This is a genomic window from Asticcacaulis sp. (assembly GCF_027484505.1).
In the GTDB taxonomy this organism is placed as follows: domain Bacteria; phylum Pseudomonadota; class Alphaproteobacteria; order Caulobacterales; family Caulobacteraceae; genus Asticcacaulis.
This window is the reverse complement of record NZ_JAIXSV010000213.1, coordinates 1-9,101: the sequence shown is the minus strand read 5'-3', so window position 1 is coordinate 9,101 and position 9,101 is coordinate 1. Positions and strand designations below refer to the sequence as shown.

Annotated in this window: 9 protein-coding genes; 5 read left to right on the top strand and 4 right to left on the bottom strand. The window is 61.1% G+C overall.

Annotated elements, in window-relative coordinates; genetic code table 11:
* On the top strand, positions 1-507 hold a 507-nt coding region (locus Q0072_RS12745), incomplete at its 5' end, for a transglycosylase SLT domain-containing protein (RefSeq protein ID WP_298330720.1).
* A 2-nt stretch (positions 508-509) separates the two neighbouring features.
* On the opposite strand, the gene Q0072_RS12740 is transcribed toward Q0072_RS12745, so the two are convergent.
* The 3 genes from Q0072_RS12740 to Q0072_RS12730 are packed head-to-tail and all read right to left on the bottom strand — an operon-like array spanning position 510 to position 3,120.
* Positions 510-1,121 carry a hypothetical protein gene (locus tag Q0072_RS12740; protein ID WP_298330717.1) on the bottom strand — a complete coding sequence of 204 codons (612 nt, stop codon included), beginning with the start codon at positions 1,119-1,121 and terminating at the stop codon, positions 510-512.
* A 59-nt stretch (positions 1,122-1,180) separates the two neighbouring features.
* The gene (locus Q0072_RS12735; RefSeq protein WP_298330714.1) at positions 1,181-1,855 is read right to left on the bottom strand and encodes a glycosyltransferase; all 675 of its coding nucleotides are present in this window, start codon (positions 1,853-1,855) and stop codon (positions 1,181-1,183) included.
* A 5-nt stretch (positions 1,856-1,860) separates the two neighbouring features.
* Entirely contained in the window at positions 1,861-3,120 is a 1,260-nt protein-coding gene (locus tag Q0072_RS12730; protein WP_298330712.1) for a class I SAM-dependent RNA methyltransferase, read from the bottom strand.
* Positions 3,121-3,499: 379 nt separating this feature from the next.
* Between Q0072_RS12730 and Q0072_RS12725 the strand changes: the two genes are divergently transcribed.
* Complete coding sequence (locus Q0072_RS12725) at positions 3,500-3,928, top strand: glycine zipper 2TM domain-containing protein (RefSeq protein ID WP_298330709.1); 429 nt, start codon at positions 3,500-3,502, stop codon at positions 3,926-3,928.
* An 84-nt stretch (positions 3,929-4,012) separates the two neighbouring features.
* Here the strand turns inward: Q0072_RS12725 and Q0072_RS12720 are convergent, their stop codons facing one another.
* Positions 4,013-5,191, bottom strand: coding sequence for a glycosyltransferase (locus Q0072_RS12720; protein ID WP_298330706.1), 1,179 nt, complete (start codon positions 5,189-5,191; stop codon positions 4,013-4,015).
* A 144-nt stretch (positions 5,192-5,335) separates the two neighbouring features.
* Between Q0072_RS12720 and Q0072_RS12715 the strand changes: the two genes are divergently transcribed.
* The 3 genes from Q0072_RS12715 to Q0072_RS12705 all read left to right on the top strand — a co-directional run.
* The gene (locus tag Q0072_RS12715) at positions 5,336-6,664 is read left to right on the top strand and encodes a hypothetical protein (RefSeq protein WP_298330704.1); all 1,329 of its coding nucleotides are present in this window, start codon (positions 5,336-5,338) and stop codon (positions 6,662-6,664) included.
* Positions 6,651-7,907, top strand: coding sequence for a hypothetical protein (locus Q0072_RS12710; RefSeq protein ID WP_298330702.1), 1,257 nt, complete (start codon positions 6,651-6,653; stop codon positions 7,905-7,907). The genes Q0072_RS12715 and Q0072_RS12710 overlap by 14 nt, the downstream gene beginning before the upstream one ends.
* 139 nt (positions 7,908-8,046) lie before the next feature.
* Positions 8,047-9,101 (top strand): hypothetical protein (locus tag Q0072_RS12705; protein WP_298330699.1); only part of this gene is annotated, 1,055 nt, incomplete at its 3' end.

Below are 9,101 nucleotides of genomic sequence, written 5' to 3'. Positions count from 1 at the left end.
TTCGAGCCGACCGAAGGCTGGCGCATCGACAAGGCGTTGCTGTTCGCCATCGCCAAAAAAGAGAGCAAGTTCAACGCCAAGGCCAAGAGCTATGCCGGGGCCTATGGCCTGCTGCAACTGATGCCGGCCACCGCCTATGTGGTGACGCGCGATTCCAGCCTGATGAGCAATCCGGACAAGCTGCTCGACCCGGCGGTCAATCTTCAGGTAGGTCAGTCCTACATGCTGAAACTGGCGGCGTCGGGCATTAACGACTCCGACCTGTTCCGCGTGGTGGCCTCCTACAATGCCGGCGAAAAGTGGGTTCAGGACGCCATGCGCTCGCTGGGCGATGACGCCGACTCTCTGCTGGTGATGGAGTCGATTCCAGTGGCCCAGACACGGCAATATGTCGAAGAGGTGGTAGCTTCCTACTGGATCTACCGTCAGATCATGGGCAAGCCGTCAAAGACTCTGGCGCTGGCAGCGTCTGACGCCAAAATCGTCGATATTCTGGCCGATAAGTAAGACTATCGAATAATCGGCACCATACGACCGAATATAATACTATTTACCCGCATCTGTGTCTGAACCGTCGGCGTACATAATTCCTGCGTCGGACGGTCTTCTTTGACAAAGGTCTTGGCTCCGTCCGCCAGTATATACACGTAAGACGATTTGGGTTTGCGCTCGGAATTGGAGACATCACAGAACCACTCGCTCCAGTACAGCAACCTGTCCCTCTGACGGATGAAGCCTGAGTGATACTGTGCGTCCCACAGTTGCTGAGACAGGCGCAGCGTTCCATCCTTATTCAGTATGTGAATCCAAGCCCTGTCAAAATCTACGCAGTCGGTTTCATAAGTCATAACCAAAATACCGTCACCCGCTCTGGCAACACTGGCGTAGTTCGCAGAGTCCTCCCATGACTGCGGCTTATCAACCGAAGTAATGGGTCCTTTATTGACGCTGATCTGGCCTATCTTTGGAAGCTCTATCGACAAACCCGCGATATCTGCTCTGTAAGCAGATACCGGGTAAACCCAGCCGCAATACTCTTCGCGTTCATCGGCCTGAGAGGCTAATGCTATCATTCCCATCACGGTGGCCAGTAAGGCGATCCATATGCCAGTGCGCAACACGACTTCCCCCTCCAATTGCAAGTTCGAAGGTAACACGTAGAGCGCCAAAGAAAAGAGTTTTAACTCGCCTTTTTCACCGGCGGCTTGGGCGGGAAGCCCAGCAGGTACAGCACAAAGCCGCCTGCCTTACCGAACAGCGACAGATACCAGCTCCCTTTGCGGAAACGCTCGCCATTGGTGGTCAGCGATACCGGAATAGGTCGCAGGCGTGCCCGGCCCAGAGCCAGGTCGATGCTCAGGTCTTCAAACGCCACCTGATCCTTATAGCCGCCCACGGCGTCATAAAGGGCGCGCGACAGGAACAGGCCGTGATCGCCCGACGGAATGGCCAGCCAGCGTGAATTAAAGGCCACCACCTCGGCCCAGAAGCTGGCGAACCACGACGGGTCATCAAAGGCCAGCCGGAAATAGCCGGCGCGCAACGGAAAATGCTTCATGTGGTCGCGCACATGGTCCATCCAGCCGTCGCCCAAGAGCGAGTCGGCGTGCAGGATCATAAGCCAGTCGCCCTTGGCCGCCTTACAGCCCTGCCATAGTTGCAGGCCGCGCCCCGCGTCGGCGTGCAGCACCGTACAGCCCGTGGATTCAGCGATTTCCAGTGTCGCGTCTTCTGAGCCGCCATCGACGATGATCACTTCCTTGATCAGGCCTTCGACCACCGCCGGAACCAGCGCGCCCAGGGTGCGCACCAGTGTGGCTTCGGCATTGAGGGTGGGAATGACGACAGAGATCAAGGCAATTACCGCGAAAAGACGCCGACCAGCTCGACATGGCCGGACCACAGGAACTGATCTATAGGCGTCACCCGATCCAGTTGAAAGCCCGCCTCGGTCAAAATTTTGGCGTCGCGGGCAAAGGTCTGAATATTACAGCTCACGCCGACGACGCGCGCCACCTGTGAGCGGGCGATCTGCTGCGCCTGCGCCTCGGCCCCGGCGCGCGGCGGATCGAAGACCACGGCGTCCCAGCCGGCCATTTCTTCGGCCACCACCGGCGCGCGGAACAGGTCGCGCGCTTCGACCGTGATGGGTTTCAGACCCGGCGCGCGGCCAATGGCGGCCTTAAGCGCCCGCACGGCCCCACCCGCGCCGTCAGCCGCATAGACCGACGCCGTTTCGGCCAGCGGAAAGGTGAAGGTGCCCGCCCCGCAGAACAGGTCCGCGACGCGCCTAGCCCCCGCCACAGCGTCCTTGACCAGCGCCACCATATCGGCCTCCGACTTTGGGGAGGCCTGCAAAAACGAACCGGTCGGCAGGTCCACCGTGGCGCGCCCAAAGCGCACGCTGGGCAGATGTGACTGATAAAGGATGTCATCGGCCATCGAAATACGCGCCAGACGGATGTCCGACGACTGCGCGATCAGGGCGATCTCCATGCGTGCCTGCGCGCTCAGACCGCCGCTCTTGCTGCGCTCAATGCCGCGCACATCGACATCCAGCCCGGTATCGGAGACGGTCACCGACAGGATGGGGGCGGATTTCGGATGCTCAAACAGGTGCGCGGCGATTTCGGTCAAAACGGGTATGGCCGCTATCAGGGCCGGATCGGCCACCGGACAGACCTCGATCTTCACCTGATCCCACGAGCGCCGCCGCTTATAGCCCAGCTCGGTGCGTACCGTCTTGCCCTGACGATACTGTTTGGCGTGCAGGCCGACACGACGGCGCGTGGCGGGCGGTGTGGTCAGAATGGGCGCGATTTCGGTTTCCAGCCCCGCCCGGCGCAGCACGGTTTCGACATTGGCGCGCTTCCAGTCGCTATAGGCCGCCATCTCCCAGTGCTGAAGGCTGCACCCGCCGCACTGGCTGAAATGCGGGCAGACGGGGGCGACGCGCTGAGCGGACGGCGTCACCACCTCGATCAGGCGCGCATGGCCCTCCCTGGGTGCGGAGGCCCGCACGGTTTCGCCGGGCAGGGTCAGGGGTACGAACACGCCGTCCGCCGTCACGCCGTCGCCCTGAAAGCCGACTTTTTCGATGGTAAGGGTCACATCAGTCATGGGCGGCTAATAGAGCCTCATACCCAAAAGTGGAATGCACTTTTTGGAAATAGATGAGGCGAAGGCCAAAAAACGGGAGCGGAAAAGCTATTCCGCTCCTGATGAGATGGAGCCCAAAGCTGAACAAAAATTTTGAAAAAAGTTATGTGCCGCGTCAGGCCGCCCTCCCCGCTTCTGGCACAGTCAGGTCAGTTACCTGTTGATCTGTAAACCGTTTTCGGAAAACAGCAGCCTGAAAGGCCCGCAAAAGAAAATGCCAAGATGAACGAAGATGAACAGGGTTCTCAAAAACCGTTCAGGTTGGGGGGCCTATAAAGGTCCTCATCAACGACGGGCTGACCCGCCGCGGAATTGAGAGAAACCCGAAAGGATACTCACCATGACCAAGTTCAACACCACGAAAAAGATCGTCCTGTCGGCCGTGGCCTCGGCCATGGTTCTGAGCGCCGGTCTGGCCGGCACCGCTTCGGCCTATGACCGCTACGACCGTTATGAGCGCCGCGGTTATTCGGAAGCCTGCGCCGAGCGCAAGACGAATAACAAGACCAATGGCGCGGTTCTGGGTGCCGTCGCGGGTGCCGCCGTCGGTAATGGCGTCTCGGCCCGCAACGCCCGCACCGAAGGCACCATTCTGGGCGCTGTCGTCGGCGGCCTGATCGGGGCCAAGGTCGGTTCGGACAATACCCAGTGCCAGTACTACGGCAGCCGCGACCGCTACGATGACCGCTATGAGCGTCGTGACCACTACGAGCGTTATGATCGCCGCGATCGCTATGACGACCGTTACGACCGTCGCGATCGTTACTAACCCCCCTCCCCATTCTCTGATTTCAGAGGATATCCGGGTCCACTGACGCCCTGCACCTCCCCCCCTTGGTGCAGGGCGCTTTTTTTAGTTGGTCCCTTTTTTCTGGTTCCAGGCGAAGGCCTTGGCGCCCCAGTAGTTCCACACGCCGCTAAGCAGTGCCGCCGAAATGCCGGCCGCGAACCAGTGGATACCGAAATAGTCTTTCAGCAGGATCGCCACGCCAAGGCTGAGCAATGCGCCGATGGAGCAGGCAAAATAGAAGCCCAGCAGGCCGGTAAGCATAGGCCAGCCCTTCAGGCGCTTGTCCCGGAAGGTCAGGACGTTGTTGATATAGAAGTTCCACGTCATCGACAGCCAGATGGCCAGACCGAAATTGATGATGTCGTCATAGCGCAACTGATAGCGATAGAGCGGCAGGCCGCCATCGACGCGCAGCAGGGAGTGGCTGAGCGCCAGAATAAGCGCATAGACAAACGCCCCCGACACGCCGACCAGCCCGAACAGCACGAAGCGCGCGGAAATAATGCCGTTGGTGGCCTTTTCGATCAGTAGCGCCCCCAGATCGAGCACGACACGGATATCGAGCTTGGATTCGCCGCCCTGACGCTGACGCAGCGACGCCTTCACCTCACCGAAACGCGGGCGCACCTTGGTCGAAGCCACCAGATCGACCAGAATTTTGAAGCCCACCCCGGTCAGGTTGGGTCGCGCGGTTTCGTACCAGTCGCGCGTCATCATGAAGCAGCCGCTCATCGGGTCGGTCAGGGGCGCTTTCAGCACCAGACCGGTGGCCAGTGTCGCCGCCTTTGAGCCCAGATCACGGATAAAGCTCAGGCCGGTATCCGTCTTGCCGATATAGCGCGAGGCGCAGACAAGGTCCTTGTCGCCTTTGAGGATCATGTCCGCCAAGGCACGAATGGCCACCGGATCGTGCTGACCGTCGCCATCCATAATCCCCAGCACGCGGCCGCGCGCCATGTCCCAGCCGCGGATAGCCGCGGACGACAGGCCGCGTTCACCCTTGCGCACATAAAGGCGCACGCGCGGGTCGCTCTTGCCCAGATCGGTCACTTCGGAGGCGGTATTGTCCTTCGAATCGTCATCGATGACGAGGATTTCATAGTTGAGGCCGCTCAGGTGCCCGGCGATCTCGGTGATCACGCTGCGGATGGCCGCGCCTTCGTTCAGCGTGCAGATGATAAGGCTGAGATCGGGCGCGGCGGCGTCCGGGGCTTTGTCAGCGGCAAAATTTGCGTCTGGCAAAAACAACTCCTGAAACTTATGGTGCGGGCCTGTGGCCGTGTGGGTCGCGGTATATAACAAACTTTTGATTTGGCATAGCGGCATCAAAATGGCGCGACGCCGACGCGGCCTTGAGCGGAGGTCGGCGGGCTTTTTGAGGTGTGGATGAAACGGTTTCCCCCGGCGCTGCGTATCGGACTGATTGTCTTCGTCTTTTTCCTGCCCCTGCTCTCCGGCGTGTTGGGTAAGATCGCCAAATCCCACGCCTGGTTCGGTGATTACCGCGCCGTGGCCTGTGGCGCGCAGAAGGTTATCGACGGCGGCGCGCTCTATGATCTCAACCTTAAATGCGAGGCGATGGAGGGCACAACGGCGGTCTATGTCTATCTGCCCGTCGTCGCCGAAGCCTTTGCCAGCGTGATTCGCCTGATCGGTCAGGACGGCCTGATCTGGCTCTATGGTGCGCTCTACGTCCTCAGTCTGGCGGTATTGCTCGGCGGCGCCTACTTTTCTCCTCCCCTGCAAAGCGGGGGAGGTGGCGCGCAGCGCCGGAGGGGGCTTACAGACACTGATACCCCCTCCGTCTTCGCCGCCTCCGGCATCGAATCCACCTCCCCCGCTGTCGCAGGGGAGGAGAAACTTCACCCCACCCTGCTCGATAAAATCCCCTTTGCCGCCTTCCTGACCGGCAGCGCCGTAGTGTGGGGCAATATCGCCGTCCTGTGCCACGCCGCCGTGCTGGCCTCAGCGCTGTTTGCCAAGCGCTATCCGTGGCTGTTCGCCGCCGTAGTCGCCCTGTGTGGGGTCATCAAACCGGTCTTCCTCACCTATCTGCTGGTGCTGCTGTTTATCGACCTGCCTCTATGGAAGCGCCTCGGCTGGTCTGCCGTCGCGGCCATAGCCGGGCTTGCGCCAACCCTCCTGTTTGCGGCCGAAGGCTCCGCCCTGTCGCAAAGCTGGCGCGCCACCTTGTCGGGCTTTGTCTATACCACCACGCCGGGCGAGAGCTTCTATGGCTGGCTGGGCCTGTTCGGCCTGCGCGGTGACAGTGTGGGGGCCAATCTGGGCTGGCTGGTCTTTGCAGGTTTGATGGGCTTAAGCGGCCTCGCCATCGCCGAAGGGCTGAAATTCGACACCCGCGCGCGCATCTGGCTGGGCCTCAGCCTTGGCGTCCTGACCATTCCGCGCCTGATGTCGCAGGACGTTTTCCTGATCGGCGTCGGCCTGGCCTATATCGCGCTGTATAGCCCGTCCCTCATCGCAACCTCCAAACCGCTGAGCGTGCTGAAAGACCGCGGCCGCACGATTCTGACCGTCATCTGCGTCTTTTGTCTGATCGGCGGGGCGGCCGAACTGGGCGATTTCACCACGCGCATCAGTACCTTGCTGTTAAGTCTTTACGTGCTGGCTTTGGGGGCCCTGACCTTCGCCCAGTGCCGCGACGCCATCCTCACCGCTCTCCTGCTCCGAAAGTCTGCCCGTGTCCCTGACTGAATTTTTCCGCAAGCCCCGTCCCGACGCCCTGACGTGGTTGCAGGCGCACACGCAGAAAAAATCCACGCGCTTCTGGTTCCTCTTCCTGATCAGCTTTTCGGTGGTCAGCCACCTGCTGGGGCGTCTGGTCAAGGGCAAGTGGTGGATGAACGACTTTGACGCCCTGATCTGCGGGGCAGACTATATGCGGCGCGGACTGTCGCCCTATGCCTATGCGCCGGCCTGCGAAGGCCTCAAGGCCGCGCCTTACGTCTATGCGCCGCAGATTGGTGAATTCCTGCGCCCGATTATCGAGGTGACGGGGCTGACCGGGGCGCGCTGGCTCTATGCGCCGTTTCTGATCGCCGCCCTGCTGGTCATTGCGTGGTACGGGCTGAAGCGCAGCTTCCCCAACCTGCCGCTGCATATCCGGTTGCTGGGCTATACGATCGTTTCCGGCTCAGCGGTATCGTGCGGCAATATCGCCGTCATCTGCCACGCCGCGGCCATCGGCACAGCGCTGATGATCCGCCGCACCCGCCTGCCCTTCCTGCTGGTCGTGCTGGTGTCGTCGATCATCAAGCCGGTCTTCCTCACCTATCTGATCGTACTGATGTACGACGCAAGGCCCCTGCGCTCGCGGCTTTTGTGGTCCGCCGCCGGGGCCGCCCTCGGCATCGGCCTCTATGTGTGGATCAGCCGCACCGCCGGCCCGCTGTATGAGGTATGGCAAAAGACCATTTACGACATCACCCTGATCGAACAGCCGGGCTATACCCTGCTCGCCTGGGCCGAATGGGTGGGCCTGACCATTGATCATCCCGCCACCCTGATCGCCTTTGCGGTCTATTTCCCGATCATGGCGCTGGCCGGGCTTCTGTTGTGCGATCTCGGTAAGCTGAGCCTCGATACGCGCATCCTGATCGGGCTTGGGATGGCGCAACTGATCAATCCGCGCATGATGTCCTACGACATGCTGTTCCTGCCGACCATGCTGGCGGCCGTCGTCATGGTGGCGCGCGATTACGGCGAGCGGACCTTTTCTCAGGTGTCGTGGACGTTTTTGTGGATCGGCGTCGCGGGCTTTTTCATGGCCGTTTTACCGATCAAGGACTTCAAACCCGCCGACATCATGTCCCCGGCCTTCGTCGCCCTTGTCCTGTGGGTCAGCCTTATCGTGATCCGGCAAAACAAGGATATTATCCGGCAGACCCTGAAAAATCCCAAGCTTTTTCTGGGTGATATTTTACAGGGACGCCTATAGGCCCTGACACCAAAAAACACCGGAAACGACATCATTGCCCGGTTTTTGCCACGACTGCGAGACGGCGGACACAGAGTCTCCTTAGTTTCATCCACATGAGCGGCGACCTGTCTTTTCTTTCGACACAGAGAGAAAAGATATGGCCGCCAGTCCCCGCCTGACGCACCTGCCCCCGCTGTGGTGGGGCGTTTTATGTTCGCTTCCGGTTTTGGGGGGACTGGCCGGGCGTTTTGTGCGGGGCACGCCGGGTTTTGAGGATTTCGATGCGGTCACCTGCGCAGGCCTGACCCTGCTGAAAGGCGGCAACCCTTACGACCTCACCCCGGCCTGTGCAGGGTTGAAAAGCGCAACCTTCGTCTACGCGCCGCCCGTCGTCGAAGGCGTGGCCTTTGTGATCGGGCATCTGGGGGCCGACGGCTACCGGCTGCTGTTTGGCGGTCTGTGGCTGCTGGCGCTCTGCGGGCTGAGCGCCTATGCCGTCAAATTCGCCCTGCCGGAGGTCGATATCAGGCTGAAACTGCCCTTTCTGGCCCTGTTTACCGGCGGCTGCATCGCCTGCGGCAATATCGCCATCCTGCTGCATGGCGTGGTGCTGTTGGGAGCGCTCAGCCTGCCGCAGCGGGTGTGGCCGTTTGTGCTGACCGTCACCGTCGTCAGCCTGATCAAGCCCGTCCTTCTCACCTATCTGATCGTTCTGGCCTTTATGGACCGTCCCCTGCGCTGGCGCCTCGGCTGGACGGCGGTGGGGGTCGTGGCGGGCCTGAGCCTCAGCCTGTGGATGCTGCACAGCGCGTCACCCCTCACCCCGCTATGGAAAGACACCCTGTCGCAGGTGGTGCTCAGCGACCAGACGGGCATCAGCTATTTCGGCTGGCTGCACAGTTGGGGCATAGACAGCACCTCGCCTGTGGCCCTGTCGCTTCTGCCTCTTGTGATGGGGACGCTGGCCCTGTCGGGACTGGCTCTGGCGGAACTGGGGCAACTCAGGACACAGGAACGGCTGGTGCTGGGGCTGGGGCTGGCGCAGTTGCTCAATCCGCGCCTGATGGATTACGACCTGCTGCTTGTGGTGCCGTTTGGCGCACTGCTGGCGCATCTGGTCGCGCGGCAGGGCGGCCGCTGGCCCGCCCTCAGCACGTGGGGGCTGATCGGCCTGACGGGGAGTATACTGGTGCTGAACGAGATGGAGCAGCG

Bases quoted from the DNA above. Each gene is read 5' to 3' on its own strand.
- Q0072_RS12730 (WP_298330712.1), bottom strand. From the start codon at position 3,120: ATGACTGATGTGACCCTTACCATCGAAAAAGTCGGCTTTCAGGGCGAC.
- Q0072_RS12725 (WP_298330709.1), top strand. From the start codon at position 3,500: ATGACCAAGTTCAACACCACGAAAAAGATCGTCCTGTCGGCCGTGGCC.
- Q0072_RS12715 (WP_298330704.1), top strand. From the start codon at position 5,336: ATGAAACGGTTTCCCCCGGCGCTGCGTATCGGACTGATTGTCTTCGTC.